Raw genomic sequence first — 16,372 nt, forward strand, 5'->3', positions numbered from 1 at the left:
CTACCTGCCCTGCACCAAGCCTTGGGAAGTCACATCTCGGGAAGTCATATCGGGGTTGACCAGCGTCCGCGCATAGAATGCCAGATCGCCGGCCAGCAGGCCACGCTCGCCCGCGGCCCGGGCTGCCGCGTCGGCGGCGCGGGCGTGGACCACCACGCCAAGCCATACTGCCCGAACGAGCGGCAGCCCCTGGGCAAGCAGCGCCCCGAGCAGACCCGAGAGCACATCCCCCATGCCACCGGAGGCCATGCCGGGGTTACCGTAGGGACACACCGCCAGGCCGTCGGGCCCGGCAACCAGGCTGCCGGCCCCCTTGAGCACGATCACCCCGCCGCGGCGGCGCTGCAGCTCGGTGACCGCCGCGGGGCGGTCGGCCTCCACCTCAGCGGGACTCACGCCCAACAGGCGAGCCGCCTCGCCGGGATGCGGGGTGAGCACCCAGTCGTCTCGCCGCTGGCCGGTAAATTGCGAGGCCAGCAGGTTGAGGCCGTCGGCATCCACCACCAAGGGGCGTTCGGCCGCCAGTGCCGCCTGCAGCATGCCCTGGCCCCAGGCACCCTGCCCCAGGCCCGGCCCCACCACCAGCACGTCTGCCGCTTCGGGCAGCGCCCCCAGGTCGGTGGCGCCGCGCATGGCGTGGACCATCACCTCGGGGCGGCGCACCAGGCTTGCGGTGACGTGCTCCGGCGCCGTGGCCAGGCTCACCTTGCCGGCGCCGAGGCGCGCGGCGGCTTCGCTCGCCATCAAGGCCGCGCCGCCGAAGCCGGGCGCCCCGCCGAGCACCAGCACGTGGCCCATGGCGCCCTTGTGGGCATCGCGGGCGCGGGATGGCAGCAGGGCGGGAATCAGCGCCTCGTCGAGCAACTTGCCCGCCACCGGCAGGTCCGAGTGGGACGCCGCGTCGACGCCGAGGGCGCAGAAGTGCACCTCGCCGTTGCGCGCTGGGGCGCGTCCGGTGTGCAGCCCGAGTTTGTCGCCGATGAAGGTCACAGTACGGTCGGCGTGCACCGCGATGCCCAGCTCCGCCCCGCTGTCGGCGGCCAGCCCCGAGGGGATGTCGACGGCCAGTACCGGTCGGCCGCAGGCATTGATCGCCGCGATGGCCTCGCGCATGGTTCCCCGCACCTCGCCGCCCAGACCGGTCCCCAGCAGCGCATCCACCACCACCTCGCCGGTGAACTCGATATCCGTCTGCCACGGCACCAGGCCCACCCCGGCGGCGCTGGCCATCTCGGCGGCGCGAGCGGCATCGCCGTGGAGTTCCTCGGGCGCCTTGAGCACGATGCGCTGCACCTCGACACCGGCCATCGCGGCGAGGGCGGCCAGCACGTGGCCATCGCCGCCGTTGTTGCCGCCCCCGCACAGCACCGTGAGGCGACGCACACTGGGCCAGCGCGCATTGAGGCTCTGCCAGGCCGCTGTGGCGGCGCGTTGCATCAGCGCGAAGCCGTCGATGCCGCCGGCAATGGTACGGCGGTCGAGCTCACGCACCTGCTCGGCGCGGTACAGGGGCCGCAGGGCCGGCAGGCTCGCATCGCGGTACGCGTCGGTCATCCGGTGTCTCCCCAGGTCGCAATGCCGTATCATGGTGGCCATCGCCACTCGGCATTATAAAACAGTGGTTCGTTACTGCTGTGAAGTGTGTCCGCTTCTTGGCGACTTCGCCAATCCCCGACCCCTCTTGCGCACAATTTTCTCGATCATGAGCACTGCTTTCCCGATCATGAGCCGCGTGACGCCCGACCACGACACCGACCTGTCCGCCCTGGCCGACACCATCAAGCAGTGGGGGCGCGAGCTCGGCTTCCAGCAGGTGGGCATCACCGACCTCGACCTGGCCGAAGACGAGCGCCGCCTGGCGCGCTGGCTCGACGCCGGGTATCAGGGCGAGATGGGCTTCATGGCCAAGCACGGCACCAAGCGCACCCGGCCCGCCGAGCTGGTGCCGGGCACCCTGCGCGTGATCAGCGTGCGCCTGGACTACCTGCCCGCCGAGGTGGAGAGCGCCAAGGTGCTGGGCCAGCCGGAGACGGCTTACGTCTCCCGCTACGCCGTGGGCCGCGACTACCACAAGCTGATGCGCAAGCGCCTGGCGACGCTCGCCCAGTGGATCGAGGGCGAGGTCGGCCCCTTCGGGCATCGCGCCTTCGTCGACTCCGCCCCGGTGATGGAGCGGGCTCTGGGCCGCAAGGCCGGGCTCGGCTGGGTGGGCAAGAACGCCATGCTGCTCCACCCCAAGGCCGGGTCGCTGTTCTTTCTCGGCGAACTCTATGTCGACCTGCCGCTGCCCGTGGACCGGCCCTTCGAGCGCGACCACTGCGGCAGCTGCAGCGCCTGCCAGACCGCCTGCCCCACCGGTGCCATCGTCGCCGACCGGGTGGTCGACGCCCGCGCCTGCATCTCGTACCTGACCATCGAGCTGCACGGCGCCATCCCCGAGCGCTACCGCGAGGCAATGGGCAATCGGGTATTCGGCTGCGACGACTGCCAGCTGGTGTGCCCCTTCACCCGCTTTACCCGGGCCACGGCGGAAGACGACTTTTCCCCCCGCCACGATCTCGACCGCGCGAGCCTGCTGTCGCTGTTCGCCTGGGGCGAGGAGGAGTTCCTGGAGAAGACCGCCGGCAGCCCGATACGGCGCATCGGCTACGCACGCTGGCTGAGAAACCTCGCCGTGGGGCTCGGCAACGCCCCCTGGAGCGCGGCCATCGAGGCGGCCCTGCGCGCGCGCCTCGCCTACCCCTCGGACCTGGTGCGCGAGCACGTGCGCTGGGCGCTCGAGCGCCAGCAGGAGAAGCGCCGCAAGCGGATCGCTACCGCTTGAGCGGCGTCACTCTTTCTCGTCACTCTTCCTCGTCGCTGTCGTCCTCGGGCATCCGCAAAAACGTGCGGCGATAGTGGGCGAGCTCAGCCACGGATTCGCGGATATCGTCCAGCGCCAGGTGGACGTTGCGCTTCTCGAAGCCGGCCCGCGCTCCGGGATTCCAGCGCTTGGCCAGCTCCTTGACGGTGGAAACATCCAGGTTGCGGTAGTGGAAGAAGGCCAGCAGCGCGGGCATCTCTCGCTCCAGGAAACGTCGGTCCTGGTGCACGCTGTTGCCGCACATGGGCGAGGTGCCGGGCTCGACGTACTGACGCAGGAAGGCGAGCGTCTGGCGCTCGGCCTCGGCGGTGTCGACGGTGCTGGCCTTGACGCGCGCCACCAGCCCCGAGTCGCCGTGGGTCTTGCGGTTCCAGTCGTCCATCGCCTCGAGCAGCGTGTCGGGCTGATGGACCGCGATTACCGGTCCCTCGGCGACCAGGCTCAGGTCGTTGTCGGTGATCAGGGTCGCCACCTCGATGATGCGTTCGCGGCTGGGATCGAGGCCGGTCATCTCCAGGTCGATCCACACCAGGCGCTGCTTGCGCGGATCCGGTTTGTCGTTCGTCTTGGCCATGGCACCTTCCTTGCCGAGCGTCGCGTCGCACGGCTGGCGACAGCGAACGCGATGGATGAGTACAATGTCGCCATTGTACCGAGCTTCAGGGGCCCATGAGCAAACGCAAGTTGAGCCGTCAGCAGCGCTGGCGCGTCGAGAAGATCCAGGCTGAACGCGCCGCGCGTGCCGCCAAGCGCGATGCCCGCGAGGACGCCGTCCCGGCGGCGGGCGAGCTGAGCGCCGAACAGTCGGGCCGGGTGGTGGCCCACTTCGGCCGACAGCTGGAAGTGCGTCCGGAGAGCGGGGCGGAACCGGTTCGCTGCCAGTTGCGCGCCAACCTGGAGGGCCTGGTGACCGGCGACCGCGTGGTATGGCGCGCCGCCCATGACGCCGACGGTCAGGTCAGGGACGGCGTGGTGGTGGCCCGCGGCGAGCGCGACAGCGTGCTCGAGCGTCCCGACGCGCGCGGCCAACTCAAGCCGGTGGCGGCCAACATCGACCAGATCCTGATCGTCTTCGCCGCCGAGCCGGAACCCCACGCCAACCTGATCGACCGCTATCTGGTGGCGGCCGAGGCCACCGGCATCGCCCCGGTGCTGGTGCTCAACAAGATCGACCTGCTCCCCCCGGGAGGCGGCGCCCTGGGCGCGCTGCTCGCGCGCTATGCCGCGCTGGACTACCCCGTGGTGACCACCACCATTGCACGGAAAGACGGCCTGGAGGCGCTTCAGGCCCAGCTCGCCGGGCGCACCTCGGTGTTCGTCGGCCAGAGCGGGGTGGGCAAGTCGTCGCTGATCGACCGCCTGCTGCCGGACGAGGCACTGCGCATCGGCGCGCTGTCGAAGGATGCGCGCAAGGGCACCCATACCACCACCACGGCGCGCCTCTACACTTTCCATCACCCCACCGCCGGCGCCATGCCCGATGGCGGCGAGCTGATCGACTCCCCCGGCATTCGCGAGTTCGGCCTGACTCACCTCGACGAGCGCCAGGTCGCCGAGGGGTTCATCGAGTTTCGCGAGCACCTGGGGCACTGCCGCTTCCGCGACTGCCGTCACCGCCAGGAGCCCGGCTGCGCCCTGCGCGAAGCCGTGGAGCGCGGCGCGATCCACCCCGAGCGTTTCGCCAGCTACCGTCGCATCGTCGATGGGCTGAATGAATCCTAGACTCAACAGGACCCGAGATCAGGAGATCGCCATGAGTTCCGAAGACAACCTGCTGCCGCTGATTGTCGAGCCCGAACAGCTCGCCGAGCACCTGGACGCCCCCTCCCTGTTGATCGTCGACGTGCCGCTGCGTCCCGACAGCTATGCCGAGGGGCACGTGCCGGGCGCCGTCTTCCTCGACCACCGCCGGCTACTGCGCAGCGAGGGCGAGACACCCACCGACGTCCCGTCCGCCGAGGCGCTGTCCCGGCTGTTCAGCGAGCTGGGCCTGACCCGCGACACCCATGTGGTGGCCTACGACGACGAGGGCGGCGGCTGGGCGGGGCGCCTGCTGTGGACCCTGGAGCTGATCGGCCACAGCCGCTACTCCTACCTCAACGGCGGCATTCACGCCTGGCGGGAGAGTGACCAGCCGGTGTCCCGCGAGCCACATACTCCCACGCCCAGCGACTACCAGGCCGAGATTCTGCACCCCGAAGTGCGCATCGACCGGGTGGAACTGCAGGAGCGCCTGGGCGAGCCGGGGCTGGCCATCTGGGACGCCCGTTCGCGCGCCGAGTACGACGGCCAGCGCGGCAACAACCGCCGACTCGGCCATATCCCCGGCGCGGTGAACTTCGAGTGGACCGAGGCGATGGACCGCGAGCGCGGCCTGCGCCTGCGCGACTATGCCGAACTTGTCACCGAGCTCGAGGCGTTGGGCCTGACCCCCGACATGGAGGTGGTCACCCACTGCCAGAGTCACCACCGCAGCGGCTTCACCTGGCTGGTGGGCCGTGCCCTGGGCTTCACGAAGATGCGCGGCTACGGCGGCTCCTGGCAGGAGTGGGGCAACCGCGACGATACCCCGATCGAGTAACCACAACGGAACCCTTCACGTGTCACTTGCCCGACTCTTCTCGCTGATCCAGTACCCCCTGCCCCATCATCTGCTGTCGCGGCTGGTGGGGTGGCTCGCCGACTGCCGCCTGCCGTGGCTCAAGAATCGCCTGATCCGGGCGTTCATCCGGGTGTTCCGGGTCGACATGGGCCAGGCGCTGGAGCCCGACCCCACGGCCTACCCCAGCTTCAACGCCTTCTTCACCCGGGCGCTCACGGCGGAGGCCCGCCCTCTGGGCGAGGGGGTGCTGTGTCCCGCCGACGGCACCCTCTCGCAGTTCGGCGCCATCGAGGCGGGGCTGCTGCTGCAGGCCAAGGGGCACCGCTATGCCATGGCCGACCTGCTAGGCGGCGACACCGAGGCGGCGCGACGCTACCTGGGTGGCAGCTTTGCCACCGTCTACCTGTCGCCCCGTGACTACCACCGGGTGCACATGCCGATCGCCGGCACGCTCACCGAGATGGTCTACGTGCCGGGGCGGCTCTTCTCGGTCAACGCCGCCACCACGGCGCATGTGCCCAACCTCTTCGCCCGCAACGAGCGGCTGGTGTGCCACTTCGACACCGAGCACGGGCCCATGGTCATGGTGCTGGTGGGGGCGATGATCGTGGCGGCGATCGAGACGGTATGGGCCGGCCAGGTCACACCGCTGTCGGGCACCCTCCAGCGCACGCGCTTCGACCGGCCGATCCACCTGGCCAGAGGCGAGGAGATGGGCCGCTTCAAGCTCGGCTCCACGGTGGTGATGGGCTTCGCCCGGGAAGTCGACTTCGCCGACCTCACGCCAGGCGGCATGGTCAGCATGGGACAGTCGCTGGGGCCGCTGCCGGCGTCGGAGGGTGCTGGCAGCCGGGCCGTCAGCCAAGCACAGGATATCGACCAGGGCTAGGCACGGGGCGTGGCGAAGGCCATCACCTCCGCCACGCTAGCCTTGCCCAGCGCCAGCTGGATCAGCCGGTCGAGGCCGAGCGCCACGCCGCTGCCCGCCGGCATGCCGTGTGCCAGCGCCGCCAACAGGCGCGCGTCCGCGTCCACTTCGGCGAGCCCCGCCTCGCAGCGCGCGGCGTTGTCCTCGGCGAAACGCGTGGCCTGTTCGTCGGCATCGGTGAGCTCATCGTAGCCGTTGGCCAGTTCCAGGCCGGCCAGGTAAACCTCGAAGCGTGAGGCCACCCAGGCACCGTCCTCGGGGTCGTGATGGCGCCGCGCCAGCGCCGCCTGGCTCGCCGGGTAGTCCACCACCACGTCGAGGCTGTCACGGCCGAGCGTCGGCTCGATGGCGAGGCTCATCAGCAGATCGAGACAGTCGTCGCGAGGCGCGCCCGCCATGTCCAGCCCACCCCGCTCACCGGCCAGGCGGCGCAGCGCGGCGAGTTCGGCCGTGAAGGGGTCGAGCCCCAGCACCTCGCGAAACAGTTCGCGGTAGCGGCGGTGGCGCAGCGGGCCCGACTCGCGGCCGAGCACCGCGCGGATCAGCGCCGCCGTCTCCTCGATCAGCGCGTCAAGCGGAAGCCCCGGGCGGTACCACTCCAGCATGGTGAACTCGAGGTTGTGCCGAGTTCCTACCTCGCCGTCACGGAAGCTGCGGGCGATCTGGAAGATCGGCCCGCTGCCCGCGGCGAGCAGGCGCTTCATGTGGAATTCCGGCGAGGTCTGCAGCCACAGCCGCTCGCACCCCGCCGGAGTGGTCGCCTCGCAGGAGAGCGACGCCAGGTGCACATCGGTGCTGCCGCCGTGACCCAGTACCGGCGTCTCCACCTCCAGCACCTCGCGCTCGGCAAAGAAAGCGCGCACCGCGGCCAGCAGCCGCGCCCGCGCGTGCAGGGTTTCGATCTCGGCGGTGGGTCGCCAGTCGACCATCAGGCGCGGGAAACGTACTCGCCGCTGCGCGTATCGATCTTGAGCACTTCGCCTTCGTTGATGAACAGCGGCACGCGCACCACGGCACCGGAGGAGAGGGTTGCCGGCTTGGAGCCGCCCTGAGCGGTGTCGCCCTTGACGCCGGGGTCGGTCTCGGTGACTTCCAGCTCGATGAAGTTGGGCGGGGTGACGTTGATGACGTTGTCGTTCCACAGTGTCACGGTGTAGACCACCTGCTCCTTGAGCCACTTCTCGGTGTCGCCCAGCGCCTTCTTCTCCACGGGGTACTGCTCGAAGGAGCCGTCGGTCTTCATGAAGTACCACATCTCGCCATCGCTGTAGAGGTACTCCATTTCCAGGTCGAGGACGTCGGCTCCTTCCAGGGACTCGCCGGACTTGAAGGTGCGCTCCCAGACGCGGCCGGTGAGCAGGTTGCGCAGCTTGACGCGGTTGAAGGCCTGCCCCTTGCCGGGCTTGACGAACTCGTTCTCGAGGATGGCACAGGGGTCGCCGTCCAGCATCACCTTCAGACCACCCTTGAATTCATTGGTAGAATAGCTCGCCATGATCGCTCCATGTTCGAGCGCGCCCCCGGAGCGTGTCGGGGGCGCGCGTGAGGTGACATTCGGCGAGGAGAGCCTCGCCCGCATTGACTGGTGGACCGCATGATAACCCGAAGCCCTGCCCTTGTGCAGCGCGCCCCCACCGAGGAGGCGCAGCCGCTGGCGATGACGCCCGCCTGGCAGAGCCAGCTGGCCCGGGCGGTTCGCGACCCGCGCGAGCTGTGCCGCCGGCTGCGCCTCGACCCGGCCTGGCTGCCCGGCGCCGAGACCGGCCACCGGCTTTTCGAGGTACGCGTACCCGAAGCCTTCCTCGCGCGCATGCGCCCCGGCGACCCCGCCGACCCCTTGCTGCGCCAGGTGCTGCCCCTCGATGCCGAGGCCGCCCCCACCCCGGGCTATGTCAGCGACCCGCTGGCCGAGGCAGAGCACACCCCGCAGCGTGGCCTGATCCACAAGTACGCCGGCCGGGTGCTGCTGATCGCCAGCCCCGCCTGCGCGGTGAACTGCCGCTACTGCTTCCGGCGCCACTTCCCCTACGCCGAGAACTCGCCCTCGCGGGCGCAGTGGGAGCAAACGCTCGACCACCTGCGCGACGACACCTCGATCCGCGAGGCAATCCTCTCCGGCGGCGACCCCTTGGCCGCCAGTGACCGCCAGCTTGCCTGGCTGGTCGAGCGGCTCGATGCCATCCCCCACCTCAAGCGCCTGCGGATTCACACGCGCCTGCCGGTGGTGATCCCCGACCGCGTCGACGCGGGCCTGCTCGACTGGCTCACCGCCACTCGCCTGCAGACGGTGGTCGTGCTGCACAGCAACCACGCCAACGAGATCGACGACGCCGTGATCGCCGCCTGCCGGCGCCTTACGCAGGCCGGCGCGACCCTGCTCAACCAGAGCGTGCTGCTGCGCGGCGTCAACGATTCCGTGGAGGCCTTGGCTGCACTTTCCGAGCGCCTCTTCGAGGCCCGGGTGCTGCCCTATTACCTGCACATGCTCGACCCGGTGGCCGGCGCCGCCCATTTCGACGTCCCCGAGTTTGAGGCCCGCGAGCTGGTCGCGGGCCTCAGGGAGAGCCTACCGGGGTTTCTCGTGCCGAAGCTGGTGCGCGAGATTCCCGGCGAAGCGAGCAAGACGCCGCTTTAGGCCAGCGTCGCCGCGGTCACATTGGCCGCCGGTTCCTGGGTGGAGAGCTTGCGGTTGATGGCGCTCATCACCGCATTCATCGAAGCCGTGGTGATGCTCTCGTTGATACCGGCGCCGAACACCGCTTCGCCGTCGATGCGCACCTCCACATAGGCAACCGCCTCGGCGTCAGACCCCTGGCCGCGGGAGTGCTCGTGGTAGTCGATGATCTCCACGTCCTGGCCTTCGGCGACCAGCGCCCGAATGAAGGCCGCCAGCGGCCCGTTGCCCTCGCCATGGATGGTGCGCCGCTCGCCGTTCTCCTCGATGGTCGCCTCGAGGCGCACCTTGGGGCTGTCCGGCTCGGAGGAGAGGCGGTGGTTGACCAGGCTGAACGGCAAACGCTGCTCCAGATACTCGTCGGCGAAGGCCTGGTAGATCATCTGCGAGGTGATCTCACGCCCGGTGCGGTCCGCCACCTCCTGCACCACCTGGCTGAACTCGATGGAGAGGCGGCGCGGCAGCTCGATGCCGTGCTCCTGCTCGAGCAGGTAGGAGACCCCGCCCTTGCCGGACTGGCTGTTGACGCGGATCACCGCCTCGTAGCTGCGCCCCACGTCCATGGGATCGATGGGCAGGTAGGGCACCTCCCACATCGCCTCCGGATTGGCGCGGCGCTCCGCCATGCCCTTCTTGATGGCGTCCTGGTGAGAGCCAGAGAAGGCAGTGAACACCAGGTCCCCCACGTAGGGGTGACGCGGGTGCACCGGCAGCTGGTTGCAGTACTCCACCTCGCGCATGACCGGGGTGATGTTGGAAAAGTCGAGCCCGGGGTGCACGCCCTGGGTGTAGAGGTTCATGGCCAGAGTGACGATATCGACGTTGCCGGTCCGCTCGCCGTTGCCGAACAGCGTACCCTCCACACGATCGGCGCCGGCCATGATGCCGAGCTCCGCTGCGGCCACGCCGGTGCCGCGGTCGTTGTGCGGATGCAGGCTGACGATCAGGCTGTCGCGGTTCTTGACCTGGCGGCAGAACCACTCGATCTGGTCGGCGTAGTGATTGGGCGTGGCCGCCTCCACGGTCGCCGGCAGGTTGACGATCATCGGCGCGACCACGCTCGGGGCGAAGGTGTCCATGACCGCCTCGACGATCTCCACCGCGAAGTCCAACTCGGTGGTGGAGAAGAGCTCCGGCGAGTACTGGAAGGTCCAGTTCGTCTCGGGGGCGGCCTCCATCAGCTTCCGGATCTGGGCGGTGGCGTCCACGGCGATCTGGATGCACTCCTCACGGTCGACGTGGAACACCACGCGGCGGAAGACGGGGTCGGTGGCGTTGTAGACGTGAACGATGGCGTTCTTCGCCCCCTTGAGCGCCTCGAAGGTACGGTCGATGAGATGCGGCCGCGCCTGGGTCAGCACCTGGATGGTGACGTCATCCGGCACCTTGTCGTTGTCGATCAGCGAGCGCACGAAATCAAAGTCGGTCTGGGAGGCCGAGGGGAACCCCACCTCGATCTGCTTGAAGCCGACCTTGACCAGCAGATCGAACAGCCGCTGCTTGCGCTCCTGGTCCATGGGATCGATCAGCGCCTGGTTGCCGTCGCGCAAATCGACGCTGCACCACTGCGGCGGGGTTTCGATGCGCCGATTCGGCCACTGCCGGTCAGGCAGATCGACGGCAACGAAGGGGCGGTACTTGGCAGCGGGGTTATCGAGCATCATGGCGGCGGCCTCCGGGGACAGGGTTGCAGCATGGGGATACGGAAACGCCAGCGCCCCGCCGGGCTTGACCGGACGGGGCGCTGGCGTGGACGTCACGCCCGACGACTGTGTGACGCACCTCAGGGGAAGGAGCGACAGCGAAACGGGCAATGAAGGAAGCAGGGTTGGCAGACATGGTACGACCTCGATGGAACCTGGACAGGGGCAATGCGGCAGGCATCACCCGGCGCGCTCAGCGGCGGGCTAGTAGTCGTAGGTCTAGATCGAGGTGGTACGATGTCGTGTTCATATGTCTAGAAAATCAGCCTTGACCGGATTTGTCAACTTCTGGGGCGCCGTGCCGCGAGGCGAGTGCCGCCTCCATGCGATCGAGCTGGTCACGCATCGAGTGCACGTCGTCTCGCAGCCCATGCAGCTCGGCGGCCTCCCCTTCGCCACTCTCCAGCTCGATCGCCAGGCTCTCCTTCTGCATCACGTCGAGCACGATGCCGATCATCATGTTCAGGAACACGAAGGCGTTGAGAAAGATGAAGGTCAGGAAGTAGATCCAGGCGTAGGGGTAGTGCTCCATGGCGGGATAAAGCACCGCCGTGGCCCAGCTCTCGAAGGTGGCCACCTGGAAGAGCGTGAGCATGGCCAGCGAGATGTTGCCCCACAGCTTCTCGTCCACACTGGCGAACAGGAAGCTGCCAATGGCGCCGTAGATGTAGAAGATGATGAACATCAGCAGCGCCACATAGCCCATGCGCGGGATCGACTTGAACAGCGCCGTTATCAGCATGCGCAGCTCGGGGATCATCGAGATCAGACGTAGCACCCGGAAGATACGCAGCAGTCGCGCCAGCAGCACCATCTCGGAGTCGTCCATGGGAATCAGACTGGCGGTGACGATCAGGAAGTCGAAGACGTTCCAGCCCTTGCGGAAGAAGTCGCGCAGGCGTCGCTCCGCGGCCATGCGGATCAGGATCTCCACCAGGAAGAAGATCGTCACCGCCACATCGAGCATCAACAGCCAGCGCTGGAAGCGACTCGTCTCCTCGTAGGTCTTGGCACCGATCAGCAAGGCCGAAAAGACGATGATCACGATGACAGCGGTCTCGAACAGCTTATTGGCGCGCAGCCGCTCGAAGCGCTCGCGCCAGGTGACGAAATCAGTGCTCATGGGATCTCGGGTCTCACAGTAACATCGGGCAGCCGGTGGCGGATGCGGCCATCGGGCCCGCCGCCACGTGTCGCTAAGGTCAGGAATCGGTCCCGCGCGATAGTACCATGGGCACGCAAGGTACCATTACCCGATGCAGCGAAACGCGCTCGTGAGGGAGCGTTGACAAGGGGCGACAGCAGGCGGTCACGAGAGGGTCACCACGCGGAGCGGGTGCAGGAACCGGGCGGCAAAGGCAGCAAGGGAGAGCGAAGGGAGAAGAAAGTGGCCAACCCTGGCCAGGAGGGGCAATCCATACCGGGAGGTTAGCGTTGGACGAACCATCCCTGGTTCAACTGACGCGGCTCGCGCCGTTAGGCGAAGAAGGCCGCAATAGCGTCATAGGCCGCTTGCTGGGCAAGGGCTTGGGAGACCCAGTGACTAAAGACTTCACTATTAAGGGCATGGGCAACCTGGTTAGCTGGCATGAGAGTTTTCCTTTTTCGTGGTGAGACTCGATCATGCCCCATCGCCCGTCACGGCGCAAATGCGCGCTTCTGCATACATATCAAGGAAAAGATCACTGCCATGACATACACCTGGCCGAACAAACCGATCTCACATCAAGGTCATGGCTGTCACGGCCGATCGCCCGAACATGACTTGGATCATGTCCGGGCCGTCGCCCGCACGATCAGGTGGTGAGCTCGGGGGCGGTCAGGATTCCCAGCAGGTCCTGGGCATGGCGGGCGGCGTCCAGGCCCAGCGAGGTGAGGTAGCCGCCGTCGACCTGAGTGACCAAGCCCTTTTCATGCAGCCGGGCCACGGCGACGACAGCGGCAGGCGGCGCGGAGCTGGCGTGGACCTTGATACCCGCCTGAGAGGTATCCAGGTTGAAGAGGCAGAGGATGTTCAGCTCCTCCAGCAGATCAGCGGTGAAATGCGCTTGCGTCATGGCGACCTCCGGGTCGGGTGGGCTTCCCCGAAGGTACGCCAGATGCCTTGGTCGCGCCAGCGCGGCTAGCGCTGTCCTTCCTCCAGGTCCCCTTCGCGATAGCCCATCAGGTAGAGCACGGCATCGAGGCCCAGCGTGGAGATCGACTGGCGCGCCTGGCTGCGCACCAGCGGCTTGGCGCGAAAGGCGATACCGAGCCCCGCGGCGGCGAGCATCTTGAGGTCGTTGGCGCCGTCGCCCACGGCGATGGTCTGCTCCATGGCGAGCCCCTCGCGCGCGGCGATCTCGTGCAGCAGGTGCGCCTTGCGCTCGGCATCGAGGATCGGCTCGGCCACTTCGCCGGTCACCTTGCCGTTCTCGATGACCAGTTCGTTGGCATGGATCTCGTCGAAGCCCAGGCGCTCCTGCAGGTGGCGCGCGAAGTAGGTGAAGCCGCCGGAGAGGATCGCCGTGCGGTAGCCCAGGCGCTTGAGGTGATGCATGAGGCGCTCGACGCCGTCCATCAGCGGCAGGGTCGCGGCGATCTCGGCCAGCACCGATTCGTCCAGGCCCTTGAGCTTCGCCATGCGCTCGCGAAAGCTCTGCTGGAAGTCCAGCTCGCCGCGCATGGCGCGCTCGGTGACCGCCGCCACCTCGTCGCCGACGCCGTGGCGGCGCGCCAGCTCGTCGATCACCTCGGTCTGGATCAGCGTGGAATCCATGTCGAAGCAGACTAACCGACGATGCCGGCGCCAGATGGAGTCCTCTTGAAGGGCGATGTCGACGCCGTGCATGGCGCCCAGCGCCAGGGCCTTCTCGCGCAGGGCGTCGAGGTCGACCTCCTCGCCGCGCAGCCAGCACTCCACGCAGGCGCCTCGCTGGTGCGCGTTCTCCTGGGCCACGCCGCCGTCCAGCGGTTCGCGGCCGGAGAGGCGGTGGATCAGTTCCACGGTGAGCCCGTGCCCGGCGGTGAGCGCGCCCACCTCGGCCAGGATCCCCGCCGGCAGGTGCGGGGCCAGCAGAGTCAGGATCAGTCGCGGCTGGCTCGCCTGCACGCTCCAGCGCTGGTACTCCTCAGCGCTCACCTGAATGGCCTGGATGTCGAGCCCCAGGTCGTCCCCCGCCGCCGAGAGCGCGGCCTCCAGGTCATTGTCGTGGTCGAGCCCCACCAGCGCCTCCAGCGACACCATGCCGAAGGTCACGCTCTGGTTGATGTCGAGTAGCCGGGCGCCGCTGCGCGCCATGGCCTGCCCCAGCCCGGCCAGCTGGCCGGGGCGTGCCGCGCCGGTGGCGCGGATCAGTAAACGTCGTGTCATGAAGAGACCTCGAGTGTATCGACCTTCTGCAGGCCGCGTGGCAGCTTGCTGCCGCGCCGACCGCGCTCGCCACGATAGTAGTCCAGGTCGTCGGCCTTGAGGGTCAAGTGGCGCTTGCCGGCGTGCACCACCAGCGCCGCCCCGGCCGGCAGCACCACCAGGTCGCGCACGAACTCCTCGCGCCGTGCCGCCCTAGCGCCGGGGATGTCGATCATCTTGTTGCCCTTGCCCTTGGCCATCTCGGGTAGCTGCTCGAGGGGGAAGACCAGCAGCCGTCCCTCGTTGGAGACCGCCGCCACGCTCACCCCTTCGCCATCGGGAATCGTGTGCGGTGGCAACACGTTGCACCCCTTGGGCACGCTGAGCACCGCCTTGCCCGACTTGTTCTTGCCGATGAGTTCCTCGAGGCGCGCCACGAACCCGTAGCCGCCATCGGAGGCGAGCAGGTAACGGGTCTCGGGTGGCGCCAGCATCACGCCGGCCATGTGGGCACCGGCCACCACGTTGGCGCGTCCGGTGACCGGCTCGCCCTGGCTGCGCGCGCTGGGCAGATTGTGGGCCTGCAGGGTATAGGCGCGCCCGGTGTCGTCGAGCAGCACCAGCGGCTGATTGGTCTTGCCGCGGGCGGCGAGGTGGAAGCGGTCGCCGGCCTTGTAGGAGAGCCCCGCCGGGTCGATCTCGTGCCCCTTGGCACTGCGAATCCAGCCCTTCTCGGAGAGCACCACGGTGATGGGGTCGGCGCCGAGCAGCTCCACCTCGGAGAGGGCGCGGGACTCCTCGCGCTCGACCAGCGGCGCGCGGCGGGCGTCGCCGTACTCCTCGGCGGCGGCGCGCAGCTCCTTCTCGATCAGGTCGGTGAGCCGGGCCTCGCTGCCGAGCAGCGCCTTCAAGCGCTTGCGCTCGGCCTCGAGCGCATCCTGCTCCCCGCGGATCTTCATCTCCTCGAGCTTGGCGAGATGGCGCAGGCGCAGCTCGAGAATCGCCTCGGCCTGGCGGTCGGAGAGCCCGAAAGTGGCCATCAGCGCCGCCTTGGGCTCGTCCTCCTCGCGGATGATGCGGATCACCTCGTCGATGTTGAGGTAGGCGACGAGCAGGCCCTCGAGGAGGTGCAGGCGATCCTCTACCTTGCCCAGGCGGTGCTCCAGGCGGCGACGCACCGTGGTGCGGCGGAAGGTGAGCCACTCGCCGAGGAGGTCCGGCAGCGGCATCACCCGCGGCCGGCCGTCGAGGCCGATGACGTTCAGGTTGACCCGAATGTTCTTCTCGAGGTCGGTGGTGGCGAAGAGATGCGCCATCATCGCCTCGATGTCGACACGGTTGGAACGCGGCTCGATCACCAGCCGGGTCGGTTCCTCATGGGTCGACTCGTCGCGCAGGTCGGCCACCATGGGCAGCTTCTTGGCCTGCATCTGGGCGGCGATCTGCTCGAGCACCTTGGCCCCGCTCACCTGGTAGGGCAATGCGGTGACCACCACATTGCCCTCCTCCATCACGTAACGGCCGCGCAGCTTCACCGAGCCGCGCCCGCTCTCGTAGACCTTGCGCAGGTCGGCACGCGAGGTGATGATCTCCGCCGCGGTGGGGAAGTCCGGCGCCGGCAGGTACTCGACCAGGTCCGCGGTGGTCGCCTCGGGGTGGCGCAGAAGGTGGCAGGTGGCCTCGACTACCTCGTTCACATTGTGAGGGGGGATGTCGGTGGCCATGCCCACGGCGATGCCGGTGCCGCCGTTGAGCAGCACATGGGGCAGCCGTGCCGGCAGCACCACCGGCTCGTTCATGGTGCCGTCGAAGTTAGGGGTCCAGTCGACGGTGCCCTGCCCCAGTTCGGACAGCAGCACCTCGCTGAACTTCGAGAGCCTCGCCTCGGTATAGCGCATCGCGGCGAACGACTTGGGGTCGTCGGGGCTGCCCCAGTTGCCCTGGCCGTCGACCAGCGGGTAGCGGTAGCTGAACGGCTGCGCCATCAGAACCATCGCCTCGTAGCAGGCGCTGTCGCCGTGGGGGTGGAACTTGCCCAGCACATCGCCGACGGTGCGCGCCGACTTCTTGTACTTGGCGTTGGCGGTGAGCGCGAGCTCGCGCATGGCGTAGACGATGCGCCGCTGTACCGGCTTCATGCCGTCGCCGATGTGCGGCAAGGCCCGATCGAGGATGACGTACATCGAATAGTCGAGGTACGCCTTCTCGGTGTATTCGCGCAGCGAGAGGCGCTCGACGTCGCCTTCCGCCACCTGGATATCCATGGTCATG

14 protein-coding genes are annotated in these 16,372 nt (G+C 68.2%); 5 read left to right on the plus strand and 9 right to left on the minus strand.

Annotated elements, in window-relative coordinates:
* Nucleotides 1-1,554 carry an NAD(P)H-hydrate dehydratase gene (locus FEF15_RS09365; protein WP_163558889.1) on the minus strand — a complete coding sequence of 518 codons (1,554 nt, stop codon included), beginning with the start codon at nucleotides 1,552-1,554 and terminating at the stop codon, nucleotides 1-3.
* A gap of 148 nt (nucleotides 1,555-1,702) precedes the next feature.
* On the opposite strand from FEF15_RS09365, the gene queG reads away from it, so the two are divergent.
* Nucleotides 1,703-2,824 (plus strand): tRNA epoxyqueuosine(34) reductase QueG, encoded by a 1,122-nt coding sequence (gene queG, locus FEF15_RS09370; RefSeq protein WP_240454123.1) that lies wholly within the window; start codon nucleotides 1,703-1,705, stop codon nucleotides 2,822-2,824.
* 19 nt (nucleotides 2,825-2,843) lie between these two features.
* On the opposite strand, the gene orn is transcribed toward queG, so the two are convergent.
* A complete protein-coding gene (orn, locus tag FEF15_RS09375; protein ID WP_163558890.1) occupies nucleotides 2,844-3,437 on the minus strand; it encodes an oligoribonuclease in 594 nt (197 codons plus the stop codon).
* Nucleotides 3,438-3,532: 95 nt separating this feature from the next.
* Here orn and rsgA point away from each other — a divergent pair, with 95 nt between their 5' ends.
* From rsgA to asd, 3 genes are read left to right on the plus strand one after another with little or no spacing between them, the layout of a single operon-like run.
* Nucleotides 3,533-4,585, plus strand: a complete 1,053-nt coding sequence (gene rsgA, locus FEF15_RS09380; RefSeq protein WP_163558891.1) for a small ribosomal subunit biogenesis GTPase RsgA — start codon at nucleotides 3,533-3,535, stop codon at nucleotides 4,583-4,585.
* A gap of 31 nt (nucleotides 4,586-4,616) precedes the next feature.
* Nucleotides 4,617-5,444, plus strand: a complete 828-nt coding sequence (locus FEF15_RS09385; RefSeq protein ID WP_163558892.1) for a sulfurtransferase — start codon at nucleotides 4,617-4,619, stop codon at nucleotides 5,442-5,444.
* Between the two features lie 19 nt (nucleotides 5,445-5,463).
* Nucleotides 5,464-6,354: an archaetidylserine decarboxylase gene (gene asd, locus FEF15_RS09390; protein WP_163558893.1), complete on the plus strand. Its 891-nt coding sequence runs from the start codon at nucleotides 5,464-5,466 to the stop codon at nucleotides 6,352-6,354.
* Here the strand turns inward: asd and epmA are convergent.
* Both epmA and efp read right to left on the minus strand, forming a co-directional pair.
* Complete coding sequence (epmA, locus tag FEF15_RS09395) at nucleotides 6,351-7,325, minus strand: EF-P lysine aminoacylase EpmA (protein WP_163558925.1); 975 nt, start codon at nucleotides 7,323-7,325, stop codon at nucleotides 6,351-6,353. The two genes, asd and epmA, sit on opposite strands and share 4 nt — an antisense overlap.
* Nucleotides 7,322-7,888 carry an elongation factor P gene (efp, locus tag FEF15_RS09400; RefSeq protein WP_163558894.1) on the minus strand — a complete coding sequence of 189 codons (567 nt, stop codon included), beginning with the start codon at nucleotides 7,886-7,888 and terminating at the stop codon, nucleotides 7,322-7,324. The genes epmA and efp overlap by 4 nt, the downstream gene beginning before the upstream one ends.
* 162 nt (nucleotides 7,889-8,050) lie before the next feature.
* Here efp and epmB point away from each other — a divergent pair, with 162 nt between their 5' ends.
* Entirely contained in the window at nucleotides 8,051-9,028 is a 978-nt protein-coding gene (gene epmB, locus FEF15_RS09405; RefSeq protein ID WP_240454127.1) for an EF-P beta-lysylation protein EpmB, read from the plus strand.
* Here epmB and leuA read toward each other — a convergent pair.
* The 5 genes from leuA to parC all read right to left on the minus strand — a co-directional run bounded on the left by leuA (nucleotide 9,025) and on the right by parC (nucleotide 16,371).
* On the minus strand, nucleotides 9,025-10,731 hold the full coding sequence (gene leuA / locus FEF15_RS09410; protein WP_163558896.1) for a 2-isopropylmalate synthase: 1,707 nt from the start codon (nucleotides 10,729-10,731) through the stop codon (nucleotides 9,025-9,027). The two genes, epmB and leuA, sit on opposite strands and share 4 nt — an antisense overlap.
* Nucleotides 10,732-11,032: 301 nt before the next feature.
* Nucleotides 11,033-11,893: an ion transporter gene (locus FEF15_RS09415; RefSeq protein ID WP_163558897.1), complete on the minus strand. Its 861-nt coding sequence runs from the start codon at nucleotides 11,891-11,893 to the stop codon at nucleotides 11,033-11,035.
* Between the two features lie 673 nt (nucleotides 11,894-12,566).
* Nucleotides 12,567-12,827, minus strand: coding sequence for a TIGR02647 family protein (locus FEF15_RS09420; protein ID WP_163558898.1), 261 nt, complete (start codon nucleotides 12,825-12,827; stop codon nucleotides 12,567-12,569).
* 65 nt (nucleotides 12,828-12,892) lie between these two features.
* On the minus strand, nucleotides 12,893-14,122 hold the full coding sequence (gene serB, locus FEF15_RS09425) for a phosphoserine phosphatase SerB (protein ID WP_163558899.1): 1,230 nt from the start codon (nucleotides 14,120-14,122) through the stop codon (nucleotides 12,893-12,895).
* On the minus strand, nucleotides 14,119-16,371 hold the full coding sequence (gene parC, locus FEF15_RS09430; RefSeq protein WP_163558900.1) for a DNA topoisomerase IV subunit A: 2,253 nt from the start codon (nucleotides 16,369-16,371) through the stop codon (nucleotides 14,119-14,121). Before parC ends, serB begins: the two co-directional genes overlap by 4 nt.
* Between the last annotated feature and the right edge of the window lies 1 nt (nucleotide 16,372).

This window comes from Halomonas sp. NO4 (assembly GCF_010994375.1).
Lineage (GTDB): Bacteria > Pseudomonadota > Gammaproteobacteria > Pseudomonadales > Halomonadaceae > Halomonas.